Source organism: Candidatus Manganitrophus noduliformans (genome assembly GCF_012184425.1).
Classification (GTDB): domain Bacteria; phylum Nitrospirota; class Nitrospiria; order SBBL01; family Manganitrophaceae; genus Manganitrophus; species Manganitrophus noduliformans.
Genome location: NZ_VTOW01000004.1, coordinates 230,396 through 247,960 on the forward strand (window position 1 = coordinate 230,396; position 17,565 = coordinate 247,960).

Genomic DNA, 17,565 nt, shown 5'->3' on the forward strand with positions numbered 1-17,565 from the left:
CGCAGTATTCGAGGCTTGTACAGAACATGGATATTGCCGCAGCTAAAAAAAAAGAAGGGCTATGGAAGGAACTGTTGGAAGATCCGATAGTTTTTGGAAATTCGAATTTTTTCTCGCTCCTCAAGACCAGAGGAATTCCAATGGCGGTGGGAAAGGATAGCGAAGACCCTGAAGCCAATTGGGCGGTTGTAGAGGCATCGAAAGTTGATCTAAAAATCATTGAATACACGGTCGCAGGCAAAACTATTCATGATGCGGTCAAGGACTTTTCGGATTCTTCGATAATCATCAATGGTGCCATGTTCAACCCCAAAGGAATTGATCCTCCAAAGACAATTGGCTTACTCTATGATCAAGGGCAGCGTCTTTCGACCTCACTTGATCCCCAAGCAACGCCAGGGACTCAGGAAGCCAAATTACTGAATGTGGTCCGCAAGAGATTCACCTTCGGGCAAACTTCTCCAGGTAGAGGCATACGTTCATACAAATACGGTCAAAACGCTACGCTACCATTTGTCGAACAAATCAAAACACACGTCACTGGTCTTTTTTCATTCATAAGATTCGGGGTAAAGCAAACAGTGAACGATGACAAAGACCTTAATGTATTCTTCGATATGCAGCAGGATTGGAGGGGTATAGGAATAATTGGAGTAGCTCCAGAATCTGGCTATCTTTTGTTTTATGCTCGGGAAGGTGGAACATACGGCAGACATACGGATGACATTCAAGAAGCGCTGGTTAATATGGGTGTAAGAGATGCGTTCTTGGTAGATGGTGGGAGCTCTGTGGCGCTTGCAGTGAATGGTGCTGTTGTGGTCGCTTCGGACAGGCATGAGGATCCTAACCTGATTGCTACAGTTACAAACTATTTAGTATTTTATCCAAAGCAAAAGGCAGTGCATGCCAAGTGAACTGGACTGCACTCCTCCGATGACAGGGAGAAACCTGATGGCCAAGCCCAAAACCAAGTCCCAAATCGTTGAACATCTCTCCGCCAAGACGGACCTCTCCAAAAGGACTGTCACCCAGTTCACCATTCACAAATCGCATGGGAGTGAATTTGAGGCTGTCATTATCCCCGTGGCGACACAACACTTTAAAAAATCCAAAGACACCCTAAAATGCCTCACCAACTTTTTCTATCTCTGTTCTTGGGTGACACCAAGGAGTTGACCTCCAGCTTCATGTGTCAGGCCCAGGTCGAATCGTCTTTTTCGTAGATGCTCTCCGATAGTAACTGGTGAGACAGGATAGCCCTTTGGCGGTTGAATCGGGCGCGGTAATGAGATGGAATAGCGTAGATACCGGCCAAAGATTACCAAACCCCTGAGGATGTGGTCACCTTTGTTAAGTTGACCGGTTTTCGTAAAACTCAAGAGTCATTGTCTGCGAAGTGACTTTTTAATGTGTCAGGATTGTGTCATAACTCGTCTGAATAGGTAGAACCGGTATGAAAAGAAAACAATGTATAAAAGAGTTTTTTTCTTGTGAATCAATTGCATTGGGAGAAACCAGCCGAATCACAAGGACTTATGTTATATTTCTTTTTGGGATTGCCAAGGCGAGGGTCGCGGGTTCAAATCCCGTTTCCCGCTCCAAATTTTAATCAATTTTAAGTAGAAGCGATTGATTCCTGCCGATGTTACCCGTGACCCTCTGTGGGTTCCGCGACGAATACAATAAGCGAAGCTTCCCCTCGGCACGCTCCCTATCATTTGGGAGAGCCGATCCGGTTTCCTGCTTCAACACAATCCCGCCATTCCCTGAATCATTCGCCTCCCTCTCCGTTGTAAGCGCTTTCACGGACCGCCCTTCCATGTCGGTGTTAATCTAATTACATCCGATACGGAGGGCTGTCATGGACCATCTGTTCAAAACGGTTTTCGCTCTCTTTTTCATTCTCAGATTTATTTCCGAAGGGGTCCCTCTTCCGTTCCTCGCCCATGCCGTGGAGCCGCCCCGGGAGAGCCGTTCGCTTCCGGCGGATCCCCCTTTGTCGGAACCGGTTTTTGTGGAGATCGCGGAACGGATGACCCCGACGGTGGTGAACATCTCGACCACCAGCCTCCACGGCGGGCGCGATCTCCCCTCGTTGGACCCCTTTTCCGAGGACTCGTTTTTCAAGCGGTTCTTCGGCGACTCCCCCTCTCATCTCCGTCAGGTGCAAGGCCAGATCGGGTCGGGGGTGATCATCGATCCGAACGGATATATCGTGACCAATCACCATGTCATCGCCGACGCGAAGGAGATCCGGGTGATCTTAAACGATCGAAGGGCGTTTTCCGCAAAGGTCGTGGGGAGCGATATCAAGAGCGATCTCGCCGTGGTGAAGATCGACGCCCGGAACCTGCCGTCGGCCTCCTGGGGAGATTCTTCAAAATTGCAGGTCGGAGAATATGTGCTGGCGATCGGCAATCCGTTCGGACTGATGGAAACGGTCACCCTCGGCATCATCTCGGCCGTCGGGCGGGCGAATGTCGGCATCGCCGATTATGAAGACTTTATCCAGACCGACGCGCCAATCAATCCCGGAAATTCCGGTGGCGCGCTGGTGAATATCCGGGGGGAACTCATCGGGGTGAATACGGCGATTTTCAGCGAGGGGGGAGGATCGATGGGGATCGGCTTCGCCATTCCGAGCAACATGGCGAAGCCGGTGATGGAGAGTTTAATGAAAGCGGGGAGGGTCGTCCGGGGCTGGCTGGGGATCTCGATTCAGGAGGTGACCCCGGAGCTGGCGAAAGAGTTCGGTCTCTCCAAACCGAAAGGGGTCCTCGTCGGAGATCTTCTGATCAACGGTCCCGCCGACAAGGCGGGGCTGCGGCGGGGGGATATTATTTTAGAGGCGGACGGAGAGCCGGTCGAGAGCGTGGGGCAATTTCGGAACTTGACCGCCTCCGCTTCGGTCGGAAGCCCGCTCAAGCTGAACATTTACCGGGAAGGGCGTCCGCAGACGATCGGCGTCACCGTCGAGGAAAATGTGGGAGAAGCCGCTCGGGAAGCGCCGCCGCAAGCGGAGCAGAGGGAGACGAGCGCGCCGATGGACGGCATCGAGGTCCGCGACATCTCCCCGGAGGCGTTGGAAGAGCGCATTCTGAACAATAGCCGGGAGGGGGTCGTCGTGGAGGGGGTGGCGACGGGAAGCGGCGGGGAGGAGGCGGGGCTCCGGCAGGGCGATATCCTTGTGGAGGTCAATCGAAAACCGCTCAAGAATGTGAAGGAGTACGAGACGATGATCTCAAAGATGAAGAAAGATCAAACGGTGCTTCTATTGGTCGACCGGGGAGGCCGGACCTTTTTTATGGCCGTCCGGCCCTCCTAGAGGATCATCCGGAATAAAAACCGAACCCGTTGCGCGCTTTAAGCGGGTCGACGTTTCGCCTCTTTTCGGAGGCAGATGATCTTCCCTTCCATGCCGAGTCTCCGGTGGCCGGGGAGAGGGCAGAAGTAGGGGAACGCTCCTTTCTTCGCGACGAATTTGATGATCGTCCGTTCGCCCACCGTGTCAACGCGCGCCGACTTCACCGCCAGCTCGGGGATCGACAAAACATGCGGCGCCCCGTCGCCGTTTTCGATGATCAATTCAACCACCTCTCCCTCATACACCTCCAGGGTCGGGTTCTTGGTTCCATCCTCTCCGATAAAAGCGAACTCGCCCGACATCTCCGTCTTAAGAAGATACGTTTTGGCATGGGCCGTTCCGGCGCCGATGAGGATGAAAGAAATTAGGACCAACGCTGCGACCTTCATTGTTCACTCCTTTTCCGTGGGTTAAGAGACGACCATCGCCGTTTTTTTAAGATGCCGCTCGACCGCCCTCCGGTGGATCTGCTGCGGTCTGCTCTCGAGCAGGCATTCTTTCGAGCAGAGGATCTCCTCGCTGCAAAAGAGCGGGCAGCTCACGACGTCAAGCCCTTTTCCGATTTTTCGGGGATTCCGGAAAATGTTGATTTCCATCCCGACCCGGAGCGGGTCTCCCGTTTCGGGACAGATCACCGGAACGCGCTTGCGCGCCGGCCGCGCGACGGAGAGAAAATAGACGGCCGGAATCAGAGCGAAAACTCCCACGGACAAAAAGCCGATCCAGGGGGAGAGCGCCGATGTCAACCAGGCCATAGATTCCATAGGAGACCTCCTTGTTTGAGTGGGTGGACGGGTCAATCGTTTACAATTCCCAGTCTGCCTCATCCCTCAAGGAGGGGCAACACCACAAACGGGGTGTTTTGCGGGAGGACCGATCAAGGAGGGAGAGGGAGGGCGGAGGCCGTTGTTTCTGGAATTTTTGCGACGGAGTCGGGCCGGCACACCGGCAAGATCGTTATGGCCGTCCGTTGATTTGAAAAATTGACTTTGCCGAACGGAATTTCCTAAGATGGTATACTATCCATCGCAAGCCGATGTCGCGGGAGGGATCGCGTTGATGGGGATATTCCACAATGGGAAACGGATTATGTGTTCGAGGGGGGCGGTCTCGCCGGTTCTCTCCATTTTTCTTCTCTTCTTTCTCTCCGCCTGTGCGACACAGCGCTACCAGGGGCCGGTCAGCGGCCTCTCCGCCAATTCCCAGATCATCGAGACGGTGGCCCTTGGAAAGGTGGTCGATCGCCTTGATCTGGGCGCGTATTCCGGAAAAAAGATCTTCCTCGACGTCGTGACCCTTACCGAGCGGTTCACGGAACGAAGCCCGGAGGAGACCTTCATCCAGTCCTGGATCGCGGAGAAGCTGGTGGAGCAGGGGGTTCGGGTCGTTTCCTCCGAGGCCGACGCCGATTTGCGGTTGACCGCCCGGGCGCGCGCTTTTGGGGTCGATCGGGTCCGCCGCGATCTCCCGTTGATCTATTACGCCGAGGTCGTCCGCGGCCTCGCCGATTTCCACTTCGCCCTCTACGACCTGAAAGAAGCGCGCCTCGTCACCACGTTCGACCGCGTTGGGAAGGCCTCTCTGCGGGAAAGTTTTTGGTTTTACATGATCGGCCCTTTCCGGACGTTGAAATGAGGCTGCCGCTTCTCCCTCTGCTCCTTCTTCCGGCCCTCTTCCTGGCGAATTGCGCCACGGTGATGCAGGTCCCCCCGACGTCCGGAACGGGTTCTACCGCCCAGCGGGTCATTTCGACCGGGCTCGATCGTAATTTAATCCTCGATCCGAGCCTGGTGCAGGGGAAGAAGGTTTCGTTGGAGGTGGAGATGTTGGGGACGGCCCCCCTCTCCGCGGCGATCCTTTCTTACGCCCGATCGGTTTTAAAGGAAGCGGTCGAAGCGCTCGACGGCGAAGTCGTTCCCCGGGGAGACCTCTCCGTCGTGGCGAAAATAAATGCCGCCGGGATCGGCTCCACCAGCCGAACCTTCAGCATCCGCACCGGGACCCACCTTTCCATCCCGTTCTGGTACAGCGAAAGCCTCACGGGGGAATCGCACGTCACGCTCATATACCGGAATGCCGAGGGACGCGCGCTCCGCTCCGCCGTGAATCAAGCGGAGGTTCCGCATCAGGATATCTATCTCTTTTATTTCTTCGGGCTTCCTGAAACGGAGTGAGGCGGGTTCTGCGACGGCAACCGAATTTCCGCGAGGCTTCCGCTTGTGAACGCGCGCGCGTCGCATTCCTTGCGGCTTGTTGCGGGGAGCTTCAATGTCACATCAGCCACCTTTTTTTCATTAATGTATAGGAGAAAAAACAGGCCGCCAGACCGGCCAAAAGCAAGTAGGCCCATTCCAGGGCGAAATTCGGGAAGCGGTTTCCCTCCAAAAGAATCGCCCGGATCGGCTCATAGAGCCGATAGGAAGGGAGGAGCGGCGCCACCGCCGTCAATTTTTGAGAAAAGTCGGACAAGGCGGAGGGAAGCAGGTGCGGCAGATAAAAAAGGACGCCGAGGGTTCGGGCGCTCGCCTGATTGCGGCACAAAAAACCGACAAAAATTCCAAAGGCGCTGAAGCAGAAACTCCCGGCGATCAGAAAGGCCGCATAACTCAAGCCCCCTCCCGGATCGAATTGAAATCTTCCGAGCAGATGAAGAAAGAGCACGCCGGCGCCGGTTAAAGTCATCCCGAAGAATAACTTCGCCGCCAGCCACTCCGTCTCTCGGATCGGCGTTTGCAAAAGCCCCAGGAGGAGTTTCTTCTCTTTTTCTTCGGCCACCTGCGCCGGCAAGATGATAAAGCTCACCAGCAGAACCAGCATCAAGACCCAGGTCGGCAGGGTCTGCTTTTGGACCGCGGTTTCCTGAAGCGCCCGAATCTCGGAAATCCAGTGCTTGCGATTCCCCTCGACGGCATTTTGCAACGCGGAAACGCTTTCGATGATGGCGAGCGTTTGGAAAGAGGCCTTTGTCAAAACGATCAGCGCCAAACGGGGAGGCTCTTTCTCGGAGGGGATCAAAAGGCCGTCCCCTTTTTTTTCTTTCAACCATGCTTTCCCTTCCGCTTCATCCGCAAACCGGAAAACTTCGAATGTCTGATCGGCGGATCGGAGGCTTTCAATCATGGCTGAGGAATAGTTTCCTTTTTGAATCAGCCCGATTTTTATTTTTTGAAGGCCGGCATCGCTCTGATCGACGAGCTGCAAGGTGAAGAAAACGAACAGAGGGGTAAAAAGGATCAGGTAGAGGCTCTTGTTCTTGAATGCCATCGCCAGATCATTCGAGGTCAGCGTGACGATATTCCTGATCATGCGTAGAGGTTCTCATGAATCTCGGATTGGAAATAGGTCCCCGGCGGGCCGTCGAAGACGAGCCCCCCTTGATGCAGGACCATGATCCGTGTGGCGAGGGTTTGAATCTCTTCCGGCCGATGAGAGGTAAACAGAATGGTTTTCCCGGAGACATGAAGGCCCTTCAGCAGTTTGTAAATCTCTTTCGTCATTTCAAAATCAAGTCCGGAGGTCGGTTCATCGAAAAGAAGGAGCGGCGGATCGGGGAGCAGGGAGCGCCCGATGCTGACCCGCTGCTTGAGCCCCTTTGATAATTCCCGCACTTTCGTGTGGCGGAATGAGAGCAGATCAAATTCCTTCAGCGCTTTTTCGATCCGTACAAAAGGAATCTGAAATAGGCGGGCAAAGAGTCTGAAATTGTACTCCACGGAGAAGAGATCGAAAAGGTTCGGCGTTTCAGGAACAAAGCCGATCTTTCGAACCAGCGCCAATCTGTTTTTCAGGTCGATCCCTTCCACCCGCGCACGCCCGCTGTCGGGAACAATCCAGTTAGCCAATATTTTCAAAAGGGTCGATTTGCCGGCGCCGTTGTGTCCGACAATCGCGATGCACTCCCCTTTTTCCACTTTAAAGCTCGTCGCGAGGAGCCCTCTTTTTCCGGGATACACTTTCGTCAGATGGTCAACTTCAAGCTGCATGTTTTCCGCCGTTAATGTTTGCGTCGGTCCCGCCCCCGACAGGACCGGGGGCGGGACCCGCGTCTATACTCGCTGAGCTAAATAGATGATCAAAAGCACCAAAACGACCACGACTAATACACCGACCATTCGTTTGCCTCCTTATTCCGGATTTTCATCTCCGATCTCTTTTCGGGTACAATCCAACGTGAAGCGACCGTTGTCTCAGTGGATGACTCTGAATAAGTATGAAGGTTCTGAAGAATAAAAATCAACCCCGCGCCGCCGTCGCGCGACCGAGAGACTAAAATTTGCTTGCCTTTTTATCCCTTATTCGAGGATGAGGGAAAATGTGTCCCGCGTCACCGGGGAATCGACGGTTCCTATCTCTTTGACTCCCCCTTTCCCCCGGTGTATGATATCCTCTCAAGGAATTCGGTTCCCGCTTGTCCTTCACGGCGTGATGCTGGGCGCCGGCGGTGCTCCGGCCCCGAAGAGGAGGGTTTTCCGCAGCATCGCTTATGAATCTGTTTATCCGTTTGATCGCCATTTTGATCGGCAGCTTCTTCCGGCCCCCCTTAAAACCGCTCGACGCCTCGGTTTTGACGTTGCGGGTCTGGCCGACCGACCTCGACATCAACGCCCATATGAACAACGGCCGATTTTTGACGGTAATGGATCTCGGCCGGCTCGATCTGATCGCGCGGACCCCGCTGGGAAGAACGGTCGTCCGATTCCGATGGCAGCCGATCGTCGCCTCGGCCCTCATCCGTTACTTCCGCCCGCTGAACCCGTTCCAAAAGTATCGGTTAAAGAGCCGGGTCGTCGGCTGGGATGAAAAATGGTTTTTTGTCGAGCAGCGCTTCGAGCGCGGCGGGGAGTTGATCGCGATCGGATTGGTGAAGGGCTTGTTCCGGGGCCGGAACGGGAATGTCCCGATCGCCGATGTGTTGAAAGCGGTCGGCGTCACCCACCCCTCGCCCGATCTCCCTCCGGCGGTTCAACGCTGGCGGGAGGCGGAGGGGTCGCTGGAGAAGACCCGCCGGGGAGAGTCGTCTTAACGGGGGGCCGATCCGCGCGCCGTTTTGCTTTTGGGCTTCCCCTCTCGTGCGACGCTTTTCGGGTCCCTTCGGCGGCTTAATCGCCGCCACAGTGTATGAGTTTCGGGAATGACACGAGAAAAAAGGAAACATTCGAACCCGAGCGCCCCGATTCTGATCGGCCTTTTGGCCGGGACGCTCCTTGGCGTCGCGGCGCGGGGGTTGGGGGAAGGAGCGCCGTGGTTCGACCCGCTGGTGAACCAGATCGTCCTCCCCGTGGGACAGATCTTTCTTCGGCTTCTCTTTATGTTGGTCATTCCGATGCTTTTCTCGGCGCTGGTCGTCGGCATCGGGGGGCTGGACCTGCTGCGGCTGGGGCGGATCGGCGTCCGGACGCTGGCGTATACGGTCGTTGTTTCTCTCATTGCGGTGGCGATCGGGATGGGGCTGGTCAATCTGGTCCGGCCGGGGGAGGGGGTTCCGGCGTCGCTCCGCGCCCTTGCCGCGTCGGGGACGGCGCCGTTCGCCGCAAAGCCGCCGGAGCGGTCGGGGATCGGGCTGATCGTTTCGATGTTTCCCGACAACCCGATCCGGGCGGCGGCCGAAGGAGAGATGATCGGGGTGATCCTCTTTTCGCTCCTCTTCGGGATCGCCCTGTCGATGACCGAGACGAAAGGGGCGGCCCGGCTTCGGGAAACGATCGAGGGGCTCTACGACGTCAGCCTCACCCTGATTCACGGCGTTCTCAAGCTGGCGCCGTTCGGCGTCGGCGCCCTCCTCTTTACGATGACCGCCCGGCTGGGGGTCGACCTCCTCCGCCCCCTTGCGGCGTATGTCGGGGTGGTGTTGCTGGCCCTTTCGCTCCACATGTTCGTCGTCTATTCCCTCTCCGTTCGGTTTTTGGGGGGGCGGTCGCCCCGCTCTTTCTTTCGGGATATCCGGGCGGCGATGATCACCGCCTTCGCCACCGCTTCTTCCAGCGCCACCCTTCCGACCGCGCTGAAGGTCGCCGAAGAGGAGTTGAAACTCCCCCGCCACGTCAGCCGGTTTGTTCTCACCGCGGGATCGGCGATGAATCAGAACGGCACCGCCCTCTTCGAAGGGGTGACGGTCCTTTTTCTCGCGCAGCTCTTCGACGTTCCCCTCGACCTGTCGCAGCAGGCGCTGATCATGTTGATCGCCGTGCTGGGGGGGATCGGAACGGCCGGGGTGCCGGCCGGGTCGCTTCCGGTGATTGCGATGATCCTGGGAATGTTCGGCATTCCGTTGGAGGGGCTCGGTTTGATCCTGGGGGTCGACCGGTTGCTCGATATGTGCAGGACCACCCTCAACGTCACGGGAGATCTGGCGGCGGCGGTCTACGTGGCGCGGGGAGAGGCAAAAGACAATGAGGAATCTGGAATTAGGAATTAAGAATCAAGAGCCGACAGGCTAATGCGAATGGCCGTCGTCTTCGTGATGGTCGTCCTCTTCCGCCGGCTTGGCGAGCACTTCGGGGTTGATCCCGGTGCCGAACTCGAAGACCAGCCGGCCGCCCCGGTCGGCCCCCATGGCGACGAGGGCGGACAAAATCATCAGCCCGAAGAGGAAAGCCCACCGTTGCGAGCGCCACTTCCCCCAGCCGTTGATCCAAAAGAGATAGATCGTGAGAAGAATCCCGACCCCGGTGGTGGCGACCATCCAGTCCCGGTGCACGTGGATCAGTTCATGGCCGGGGGCGCTGTGGCCGCGCGGGTCGTTCTGCGCCGCCAATTCGCCCGCGATGAAGCCGGTCGGCAGGGCGATCAGCGCCGAAATCGTTCCGAGGTAGAGCATCCAGGTGGCGGCGAAGTGGAATTTCTCATCCCGGAACACCGCCATCGCTTCCATCGCCAACGCCCCGACAAAGAAGGCGATGGGGAAGTGGATCATCAACGGGTGAAGGTTATTCTTCAGGATGGTCATCCCCGGAAGTAAAGTTTCGATCATTCGGTCCTCCTAAAATAATGCCTTGGAAAGCTTCTTCTATTCTATCAATTCAGATCGACAAATGACAGAGTATATCGGGAAGAATGATTTGTCAATTTCCCCACCGTTTCCTCATCCATCGTGCTTCATTCGTAAGGAATCTACTCCATCGGGTCTAATTGCGGCTCGTTCCGGAGGGGGGGTAAGATGGGATTAAGATAGATCTAACCGAGGAGGATGCCATGGCAGAGAAAGCGGAAGCGAAGGTCACCACCGATCCCGAGACGATCCGCCGATGGGCGGAGGCGCGCGGGGGAAAACCGGCAGTGGTGAAGGGGACCGATATCTTGCGGATCAACTTTCCCGGCGGGGCCGAGGCGGAGTTGGAGGATATTTCGTGGCCGGAGTTTTTCCAAAAGCTCGAAGAGAAGGGGCTCGCCTTCCTTTATCAGGAGAAAAAAGCCGACGGGGAGCCGAGCACCTTCAATAAGCTCGTCAGCCGGGAGACGGTGAAAGATCAACTCAAAGGGAAAAAGGCGGCCTAAGCGCCGCCTTCACCCCTTTCTTTTCTGATCCTGCCTGAAGCGATTTAAAACTCCATCGTCAGATAGGCCACCGCCACCTGCGCCCGGTAGTCGGGGACCGACCCGCTCAGGGTCACAACAGTCGGAATGGTGGCGGAGCCGGGAACGATCCCGTCTGTCGCAAAATCGTCCGATCGGTAACTCTCATATAGAAAGCTCGCCCCCACGCTCAGCCTCTCGGTCACTCGGTATTGTCCCGAGAGCTCGACCGAATGGAGCTCGGTCGTTAAATCGGGGAGGTCGGCGGCGGGGGGGAGGGCCGGTCCGGCGGTCACCCCGATGGCGACGTTCGACTTCGAGACCGAGTAGAGGGCGCCGAGGATCACCCGATTCTCCATCAGGCTCACGTTGACGCCGGCGCCGAAGGTGTCGGTCCGATCATCCTGATCGATCCGCCAGTTCCGGTTCGGATCGAGATAACCGGGCTCGGGGGGCTCTTCAAAATTTCTCCCCGCCTGCCGGATGTCGATCTGCTGCCGGGTGTAATAGCCGTAAACGGAGAGGATCTCCACCGGGGTCACGGAAACGTCGACCGTGACGCTTCGATCATCCCGGTTTTGCAAGCCGAGCACCGAATCGTCGTAATCATCTCCGATGCGATTGTAGTGAAAGCCGACGGTGGTCGTCTCGTGGGGAAAGGTGGTCAGCTGGGCGCCGTATTTGACCCGATCCCGGTCGGCGATGTCGAATTTCCGGAGCAGGGGATGGTTTTGAAATCGAAGGGCCGGGTCGGCGATCGTGTTGATGTACTCGGCCGAGTGGATCTCATTGAAGAGCTTTGCCTGGTCGTAGTCGTCCACCCCTTTTCGGACGCCGGAGGAGGCGTTGAGGCCAATATGCGCCTTGGAGAAATAGGTGGAGCGAAGGCCGGCCCGGACCGTATTCTCCCGCGTCTTGTTGATCTCCCGGTAGTCTCGCTCGATCGTGTCGATGTCGTATCCCGCTTTCACGCTCGTCCCGGCCGCCAGATAATAGGCGGCGTCGAGCTTCATCTGCTCCTGCGCCCAATCGTAAGGAAGGCTGTAGTGCGCGTTCACGGAGGCGATGTCGGCCTGGGTTCCGAGGACGTTGTCGGTCTTCACATACAAGAAGAGATCTCGCGGCATCTTGTTTTTGGTCGTATAGTTTCGATATTGAGCGTCGAGCGAGAGGCGCGACAGCGGTCGGGAGGCGACCTTGAGCCAAAGAAGCCTTGTGTCGATCTCGGCGTCGGACGTTCTCCTTGGAAGCAGGCTGGTGTCGGTGCTGGTGGAAAAGGGGAGAAGGTCCTCGTTTTGCTTCATCTGGCCGAGACCGACCCAGGCGGTCACCCGGGTGGCATAAGGGAGGTTGATCCCCCCCGTCAGGTGGAGATTGTGCGCCTGGTTGTCGGGGTAGAGCTGGTGCCGGGCCTGAAAGCCGGTGGAGGGCATCGGGCTTTGATACGGCTCGAAGGTGAAGGTCGGCGGATTAAAATGGACGTCGAACGGCGTGCTCCAACGGAGCGTCTCTTCCCGATTGTTGAACTGGGAGTAGTGATAAACGAGCTCCGCCTGGCTCCTCTCTCCGCCGTAGGAGACCGAGGCCTTGATGTCGTCGGTGATATAGTCGATCGGCTCCGGCAGGATGATGCTCCGGGCATCCCCGCCGTTCGTTCCGACCACCCCGCCGAGCGAGCCGATCCCTTCCTTGTATTCCCTCTTGAAGGATAAATCAAATTGAATCAGGCCGATGACATAGGAGTAGCCGGCGGTCGCCGCCTTCCGCTTCACTTCCAAATCGACCTCCTTCAGACTGCTCTGAAGGGTGAGGAGGTCTTGGGTGTTCGCCCCGGTGACGAATCCGGCGGGGAGGGTCAGGTTGCCTCCCCCGGCGCCATGGAAGGGGGTTTGGCTCGTATTCGAGCTTCGCCGGATCGTTTCGTCGTAATTCAAAAGAATTTCATACCGCCCGTACCGCCCGCTCTTCAACGACAGATGCCGGTTCTCCAGGCCGAGATCTTCCGCCAGAAAGTCCATATGATAATCATTTCGGTTGAAATGGAGGTCGGCGTCTCCGACGAAGAAGAATCCGTCGTCCGGGATCCGGTCATACTCGGCGAATTTGAACGACTCGTTGTCGAGCCGGACCCCCCCGCCGCCGACGGTGACCCGCCCGTGCCACCGGTCGATTTCCGACGGCTCTTCCTTCGCCTCCATCGGCACCGCCTCTTCCAGCGGGGCATTCTCTTGGGACATTTCGGGTGGTTCCGCGGCCGGCGCCTCTTCGGCGCTCGAGTGAAGCGGGATCGAGAGAGGAGAGAGTATTAAAAATCCGGCCAACAGCAGCTGCTTCAGTATTGTTTTCCTCTTTTCGTTTTGATCTTCGCGCGTCATCGTTGGAACCTCGCTCCGGACGGGTGGCTGGAACCATGGATTTGGCTGTGGCAATTCACGCATCCTTTCCCGACGAGCCGTTGGGAAGGGGCCTCTTGCGGGGAGGGGGGGCCTCCCGGCAGGTTGGTTCCGCTGTAGAGCCAGCTCGGATGGAAGACCTCCGAATGACACGACTGGCAGAGCTGCGGCGGCCGCATCTTCAGCAGGCTCGGAAAATTGGAGCCGTGCGGTTCGTGGCAATTCGAGCAGCGCTCCCGGACCGGCGGATGCTCCCAGACCATCGGTCCCCGCTTTTCGGCGTGGCACATGTAACAGGTGTCGTTCACCGATTCGGTTTTCAGAAGCGACGGTCCCGGCCCGCCGTGCGGGTTGTGGCAGCTGGTGCAGGTCATCTTTCCCTCCCGCAACGGCATATGGGACGACTTCATCAGCTGCGCTCTTTTATCTTTGTGGCACTGGGTGCAGACCTGCTTGGGATCTTTGGCGACCAGGAGCGCTTTCGCGGAGCGCGGCTCCGAGAGGTAATGGCAGTTGCTGCAGCCGACGTTGCTCATCTCATGGAGGCTCCCCTGCCAGTGCATCCGCTCCCCCTTTTCATGGCACTGCAGGCAGACGGAGTCTCTCTGTTTCTGCGTGAGGGGACCGTCCGCTTTCAGGGAGAGGCGGAACTCCGGGACCCGCGGGCGCTGGACATGTTTGCTCTGGGGACCGTGGCAGGCCTCGCAGTAGCGCTCCTGGAGCGGGTTTTCGGGGTGACTAGTGAATCGTTTGCTGTGGGTCGTCTTCTCGAAGGTGTGGATGTACTCTTCGTGGCATTTGGCGCAGACCTTCACGTCGCCGACATATTCCGAATCGGCCATCGTCGGGTTAATCGCAACCCAGTTCACCGGTCCGGCCGCCTCCGCGGCGACTGCAAAGAGGCCGAAGGTTGCGACCATCCCGATCAGCACCGCCGATCGTCTGAAGATCTCTCGAATCCGACCCCGCTCGAATAGGAAATTGGGACCCTGCCCCTTGCTCATGAACGACCTCCTTGTCTATTTGATCTTGACCGCCTTGATCATCCCTGTCGACGAACCCAACCCGATGCTGATCGGAAACGAGACATAATGTCTTCTCTGTTTCACCTTGTCGTCATGGACCGCCACACCGACGGAGATCTCGTCCCCCGGCGCCAGCTGCACATCGTTGGCATCTCCGGTCTGGAGCTTTCTCTTCAGAACGACGGTATATCGTCCATCCTTCCAATCACCGCTCCCTTCGACATCGGCCTGCTTGTCTTTGAGCCGGTCGGCAAAAATCGACCAATCCTCGGACTCGGTCTTTTGTCCGGAAAATTTCACCCGCCAGAGATCGATCAGTCCCCCCTCGCTCAAAAGTTTTTTCAGATCGGCCTCTTTTTTCATCGAGGCCCACCCTTCCTCTTCCCGGGTATAGAAGGCATAAAGCCGGAGGTCGTCCCGTTTGAGTGGGCCGTAATAGGGGTGGCTCTCCAGTTCCTTTTTGGAGGGGGTTTCGATCATCGAGGTGAGGAACTTATGACAGGCGACGAAACAGCCGTATCGTTTAAAAGCGTTCTGGCTCTTGTTGACCTGAACCGCCACCGAATCGAAGCGTTCTTCCCCCGCCATCGCCGGCTCCTTCCAGCTTGTTCCGTTCGACTCCCAATCAAATCGCAGATATAAATAGTCGTCGTCGTACGCCGCTTGGACGTTGACCTTGAGGAATCCCTTTTTTCCGGGGATCGGATCGGGCTCGAAGTGTTGGCTCGACCGCTTCATCGTCAGTTTGCCTGCGGCGATCTGCTCCGCCCCGAGGTCGAGATTGCCGGTCGCTTCGTCGAGATGGCATTCGATGCAGGCCCGCTCCCCCTTCTTGATGTTCTTGCCGCCGAGGCGGTGGCTGTCGCTCAAGAGGAATTCCCAGGAGGCGACGCCCGGATAGAAAAGGGTTGCTTTGAAAGGGGGGATCTTCTCCCAGCCGATCTCTTGTGCCGCGCCGGCAGACGGCCGCCCCGCCGATGCAACGATCCAAACCAACATTAGGAATAAACGCAATGCCAACATGGGTCTCCCTCAATTGTGATTGAAACGGCGTTTTACGCTTGAGCTTGGTCGTTTTTCATCGGCGTTGAGATCAGCGGCTGCCGGGCCCGCTTTCCCGCCGGCGTCCGGTTTCAACTCGTTCGACTCCACCGTGAACTTGTCGATCAGGGCGATTAAATCGGACGCCCGTTTGGCCAGATCTTCGGAAGAGGCCAAGACGCTCACCGCCGCTTCCGCCGTGCTCTTTGAGGCCGCGGCCACGCCGCTGATGTTCTGTGCCACCTCGCTGGTACCGCGAGCGGCCTCCGCGACGTTGCGGCTGATTTCGTGGGTGGTGGCCGCCTGCTGCTCCAACGCTCCTGAAATGGAGGTCGCGATGATATTGATCTCGCCGATAATTTTTCGAATCTCGTTGATCGCCTTGATCGCCTCTTCGGTGTCGGCCTGAATGATCGAGATCTTCAGGCCGATCTCTTCGGTCGCTTTCGTCGTCTTCTTCGCCAGATCTTTCACTTCGTTCGCCACCACCGCGAATCCCTTTCCGGCTTCTCCGGCCCGGGACGCTTCGATCATCGCATTGAGCGCCAGCAGGTTGGTCTGCTCGGCGATCGACGTAATCATCCGCACCACCTTTCCGACTTCGGCGCTCGATCCGCCCAGCTTCGAGATGGTGCTATTGGTCGCCTCCGCCATTTGCACCGCGTGCGAGGTCTTCTGAGCCGCCTTCTGAACATCCTGCGAGACCTCCTTGAATGAAACGGACATCTCCTCCGCCGAGGTGGCGACCGATTGGACGTTCCGGTTGGTCTCTTCGCTGGCGCTGGAAACGTTGCTCGCCAGCGCTTCGGTTTCTTTGGAGTTGGCGCTCATGTGCTGGCTGGAGGCGGAGAGCGATCGGGAGGAGGCGACGATCTGCCTGGAATTCTCCCGGATGCCGGAGGCGAGCTCCCGCATGCTTCTTTTCAAGCTGGTGGCCATTTCCGAAAATGCGCGCGCTAAAATTCCGACTTCATCGTCGGTGCGGACCTGGATCTCCCGGCTGAAATTCCCCTTTGCGATCTGAGCGGCGATCTCGGTCATCTGTTTGAGCGGCGAAATCAGCCACCGGACGAAGAAGGTCAGGGTCATGCAGGTTCCGACGAGAATTGAGACGCCGTATAAAATCCAGTCTCTCCTGCTGTCGGCCAGCCGCGCGTCCATCTCCTGGAGGGAGGTGGAGATCATCAAGACCCCCCGGATCGTCTCGTCTTTGGTATGGCAGGCGTTGCATTTTTTCTGTTTGATCAGCGGGGTGAGATAGGTAAGGATTCGCCGGCCGTCGACCTCCTCGGTATAATAGATGCTTTCCAGACGGCCCTCTTTAAACGCCGCCAGCGCCTCTTTAAAGCGGGGATCGTCGACCCCCGCGGCGACATTGACCTCTTTGTTCGGATGGTTGTCGGTCCACTCGGGCCGGAGGCCGTCATACTCCACCTCCACTTCCCGCAGCGTTTTGAAGTCTTGAAAGGCCTCCTCCACCCCGTTTCCTCGAACGATCTGTGTCCGCACGGTGTTCCCCTGTGCGATCATCCCCGCAATCAGGTAGCGCGCCATGTCGGCCCTTTCATCGAGCATGTCCTTGTAGATGCTGTGGACGATCGGCCCGGCCATCAACTTGCTCGCCTGCACCTTCTCATCAAAGACGCCGCGCTCTTCATTTTTGATCGCGTGGGTGATGAGAACGGTTCCGCTGATCACGGCGATCGTGATGATCAAGGTCAGCAGCTTTGCGAGGAGACTCATCTTGAGAAGGCTCATTCGGACCGGCGCCTCACGCAAATCTCCGGCGGCTCGAAGCGCGCCGGATTCGAGTATGCTTTCTTCGTAGGAATGATCGGATCCTTCTAGCGTTTAAAAGTGCTCAGTGGGATATCCTGAGGCGCAATCAATCGCGAGGGACACAGTAAATATATCCGAGATCGTAAATTTGGCAACTGATCTCGGCCGTCGAAAGGAAAAAAGACGGGATTTGAAGAGAATCAATTGAAGAGAATCATTTAGAAATCCAAAGAGGCCCCCCGCTGCCGGGCCGCCCGGCCCGGTTCGGACGTCCTTCCTCCCCTCCATTCCGTTTGTTGTTTTTGACCGGGCCTCTCCCCGGGAGCGCTTTCTTTCTTTTCGCGTCGGTTGATCTCTCAATAAAAATGTAGATCCCTATAGTGAGCGGACCCTCTCTGATGGTATAGTGGACGCTTCGGCATCAGATCGACCCCCGGCCGGTTGTCGGGGC

17 protein-coding genes are annotated in these 17,565 nt (G+C 57.2%); 8 read left to right on the top strand and 9 right to left on the bottom strand.

Going from position 1 to position 17,565, the window contains the following annotated elements; translation table 11 throughout:
* Positions 1 to 26: 26 nt before the first annotated feature.
* The 3 genes from MNODULE_RS19435 (at position 27) to MNODULE_RS19445 (ending at position 3,325) form a co-directional block, all read left to right on the top strand.
* Positions 27 to 914 carry a phosphodiester glycosidase family protein gene (locus tag MNODULE_RS19435; RefSeq protein ID WP_168062834.1) on the top strand — a complete coding sequence of 296 codons (888 nt, stop codon included), beginning with the start codon at positions 27 to 29 and terminating at the stop codon, positions 912 to 914.
* 37 nt (positions 915 to 951) lie between these two features.
* Complete coding sequence (locus MNODULE_RS19440; protein ID WP_168062835.1) at positions 952 to 1,176, top strand: hypothetical protein; 225 nt, start codon at positions 952 to 954, stop codon at positions 1,174 to 1,176.
* Between the two features lie 685 nt (positions 1,177 to 1,861).
* Entirely contained in the window at positions 1,862 to 3,325 is a 1,464-nt protein-coding gene (locus MNODULE_RS19445; RefSeq protein WP_168062836.1) for a DegQ family serine endoprotease, read from the top strand.
* A 38-nt stretch (positions 3,326 to 3,363) separates the two neighbouring features.
* Here MNODULE_RS19445 and MNODULE_RS19450 read toward each other — a convergent pair whose 3' ends face one another.
* Together MNODULE_RS19450 and MNODULE_RS19455 are read right to left on the bottom strand one after the other, a co-directional pair.
* Positions 3,364 to 3,753, bottom strand: coding sequence for a cupredoxin domain-containing protein (locus MNODULE_RS19450; protein WP_168062837.1), 390 nt, complete (start codon positions 3,751 to 3,753; stop codon positions 3,364 to 3,366).
* Positions 3,754 to 3,774: 21 nt separating this feature from the next.
* Complete coding sequence (locus MNODULE_RS19455) at positions 3,775 to 4,128, bottom strand: hypothetical protein (RefSeq protein ID WP_168062838.1); 354 nt, start codon at positions 4,126 to 4,128, stop codon at positions 3,775 to 3,777.
* Between the two features lie 247 nt (positions 4,129 to 4,375).
* Between MNODULE_RS19455 and MNODULE_RS19460 the strand changes: the two genes are divergently transcribed.
* A complete protein-coding gene (locus tag MNODULE_RS19460; protein WP_168062839.1) occupies positions 4,376 to 4,999 on the top strand; it encodes a hypothetical protein in 624 nt (207 codons plus the stop codon).
* Positions 4,996 to 5,538, top strand: a complete 543-nt coding sequence (locus MNODULE_RS19465; RefSeq protein WP_168062840.1) for a hypothetical protein — start codon at positions 4,996 to 4,998, stop codon at positions 5,536 to 5,538. Before MNODULE_RS19460 ends, MNODULE_RS19465 begins: the two co-directional genes overlap by 4 nt.
* 97 nt (positions 5,539 to 5,635) lie before the next feature.
* Here the strand turns inward: MNODULE_RS19465 and MNODULE_RS19470 are convergent, their stop codons facing one another.
* Positions 5,636 to 6,670 carry an ABC transporter permease gene (locus tag MNODULE_RS19470; protein WP_168062841.1) on the bottom strand — a complete coding sequence of 345 codons (1,035 nt, stop codon included), beginning with the start codon at positions 6,668 to 6,670 and terminating at the stop codon, positions 5,636 to 5,638.
* Positions 6,667 to 7,347: an ABC transporter ATP-binding protein gene (locus MNODULE_RS19475; RefSeq protein WP_168062842.1), complete on the bottom strand. Its 681-nt coding sequence runs from the start codon at positions 7,345 to 7,347 to the stop codon at positions 6,667 to 6,669. Before MNODULE_RS19475 ends, MNODULE_RS19470 begins: the two co-directional genes overlap by 4 nt.
* A gap of 500 nt (positions 7,348 to 7,847) precedes the next feature.
* Between MNODULE_RS19475 and MNODULE_RS19480 the strand changes: the two genes are divergently transcribed.
* Positions 7,848 to 8,387 (top strand): thioesterase family protein, encoded by a 540-nt coding sequence (locus MNODULE_RS19480; RefSeq protein WP_168062843.1) that lies wholly within the window; start codon positions 7,848 to 7,850, stop codon positions 8,385 to 8,387.
* A gap of 108 nt (positions 8,388 to 8,495) precedes the next feature.
* Complete coding sequence (locus tag MNODULE_RS19485) at positions 8,496 to 9,779, top strand: dicarboxylate/amino acid:cation symporter (RefSeq protein WP_168062844.1); 1,284 nt, start codon at positions 8,496 to 8,498, stop codon at positions 9,777 to 9,779.
* 18 nt (positions 9,780 to 9,797) lie between these two features.
* Here the strand turns inward: MNODULE_RS19485 and MNODULE_RS19490 are convergent, their stop codons facing one another.
* The gene (locus MNODULE_RS19490; protein ID WP_168062845.1) at positions 9,798 to 10,334 is read right to left on the bottom strand and encodes a DUF2231 domain-containing protein; all 537 of its coding nucleotides are present in this window, start codon (positions 10,332 to 10,334) and stop codon (positions 9,798 to 9,800) included.
* Between the two features lie 221 nt (positions 10,335 to 10,555).
* Here MNODULE_RS19490 and MNODULE_RS19495 point away from each other — a divergent pair, with 221 nt between their 5' ends.
* Positions 10,556 to 10,858, top strand: a complete 303-nt coding sequence (locus MNODULE_RS19495) for a hypothetical protein (RefSeq protein ID WP_168062846.1) — start codon at positions 10,556 to 10,558, stop codon at positions 10,856 to 10,858.
* Positions 10,859 to 10,902: 44 nt separating this feature from the next.
* Here MNODULE_RS19495 and MNODULE_RS19500 read toward each other — a convergent pair whose 3' ends face one another.
* From MNODULE_RS19500 to MNODULE_RS19515, 4 genes are read right to left on the bottom strand one after another with little or no spacing between them, the layout of a single operon-like run.
* The gene (locus tag MNODULE_RS19500) at positions 10,903 to 13,251 is read right to left on the bottom strand and encodes an MtrB/PioB family decaheme-associated outer membrane protein (RefSeq protein WP_168062847.1); all 2,349 of its coding nucleotides are present in this window, start codon (positions 13,249 to 13,251) and stop codon (positions 10,903 to 10,905) included.
* Positions 13,248 to 14,273 (bottom strand): DmsE family decaheme c-type cytochrome, encoded by a 1,026-nt coding sequence (locus MNODULE_RS19505; RefSeq protein WP_168062848.1) that lies wholly within the window; start codon positions 14,271 to 14,273, stop codon positions 13,248 to 13,250. Before MNODULE_RS19505 ends, MNODULE_RS19500 begins: the two co-directional genes overlap by 4 nt.
* 15 nt (positions 14,274 to 14,288) lie before the next feature.
* On the bottom strand, positions 14,289 to 15,317 hold the full coding sequence (locus MNODULE_RS19510) for an ethylbenzene dehydrogenase-related protein (protein WP_168062849.1): 1,029 nt from the start codon (positions 15,315 to 15,317) through the stop codon (positions 14,289 to 14,291).
* Between the two features lie 9 nt (positions 15,318 to 15,326).
* Positions 15,327 to 17,093 (bottom strand): methyl-accepting chemotaxis protein, encoded by a 1,767-nt coding sequence (locus MNODULE_RS19515; protein WP_168062850.1) that lies wholly within the window; start codon positions 17,091 to 17,093, stop codon positions 15,327 to 15,329.
* Positions 17,094 to 17,565 lie beyond the last annotated feature (472 nt).

Bases quoted from the DNA above. Each gene is read 5' to 3' on its own strand.
- MNODULE_RS19460 (WP_168062839.1), top strand. From the start codon at position 4,376: ATGGTATACTATCCATCGCAAGCCGATGTCGCGGGAGGGATCGCGTTG.
- MNODULE_RS19480 (WP_168062843.1), top strand. From the start codon at position 7,848: ATGAATCTGTTTATCCGTTTGATCGCCATTTTGATCGGCAGCTTCTTC.
- MNODULE_RS19455 (WP_168062838.1), bottom strand. From the start codon at position 4,128: ATGGAATCTATGGCCTGGTTGACATCGGCGCTCTCCCCCTGGATCGGC.
- MNODULE_RS19485 (WP_168062844.1), top strand. From the start codon at position 8,496: ATGACACGAGAAAAAAGGAAACATTCGAACCCGAGCGCCCCGATTCTG.
- MNODULE_RS19445 (WP_168062836.1), top strand. From the start codon at position 1,862: ATGGACCATCTGTTCAAAACGGTTTTCGCTCTCTTTTTCATTCTCAGA.
- MNODULE_RS19505 (WP_168062848.1), bottom strand. From the start codon at position 14,273: ATGAGCAAGGGGCAGGGTCCCAATTTCCTATTCGAGCGGGGTCGGATT.
- MNODULE_RS19510 (WP_168062849.1), bottom strand. From the start codon at position 15,317: ATGTTGGCATTGCGTTTATTCCTAATGTTGGTTTGGATCGTTGCATCG.
- MNODULE_RS19475 (WP_168062842.1), bottom strand. From the start codon at position 7,347: ATGCAGCTTGAAGTTGACCATCTGACGAAAGTGTATCCCGGAAAAAGA.
- MNODULE_RS19470 (WP_168062841.1), bottom strand. From the start codon at position 6,670: ATGATCAGGAATATCGTCACGCTGACCTCGAATGATCTGGCGATGGCA.
- MNODULE_RS19500 (WP_168062847.1), bottom strand. From the start codon at position 13,251: ATGACGCGCGAAGATCAAAACGAAAAGAGGAAAACAATACTGAAGCAG.
- MNODULE_RS19465 (WP_168062840.1), top strand. From the start codon at position 4,996: ATGAGGCTGCCGCTTCTCCCTCTGCTCCTTCTTCCGGCCCTCTTCCTG.
- MNODULE_RS19440 (WP_168062835.1), top strand. From the start codon at position 952: ATGGCCAAGCCCAAAACCAAGTCCCAAATCGTTGAACATCTCTCCGCC.
- MNODULE_RS19490 (WP_168062845.1), bottom strand. From the start codon at position 10,334: ATGATCGAAACTTTACTTCCGGGGATGACCATCCTGAAGAATAACCTT.
- MNODULE_RS19515 (WP_168062850.1), bottom strand. From the start codon at position 17,093: ATGAGCCTTCTCAAGATGAGTCTCCTCGCAAAGCTGCTGACCTTGATC.
- MNODULE_RS19435 (WP_168062834.1), top strand. From the start codon at position 27: ATGGATATTGCCGCAGCTAAAAAAAAAGAAGGGCTATGGAAGGAACTG.
- MNODULE_RS19495 (WP_168062846.1), top strand. From the start codon at position 10,556: ATGGCAGAGAAAGCGGAAGCGAAGGTCACCACCGATCCCGAGACGATC.
- MNODULE_RS19450 (WP_168062837.1), bottom strand. From the start codon at position 3,753: ATGAAGGTCGCAGCGTTGGTCCTAATTTCTTTCATCCTCATCGGCGCC.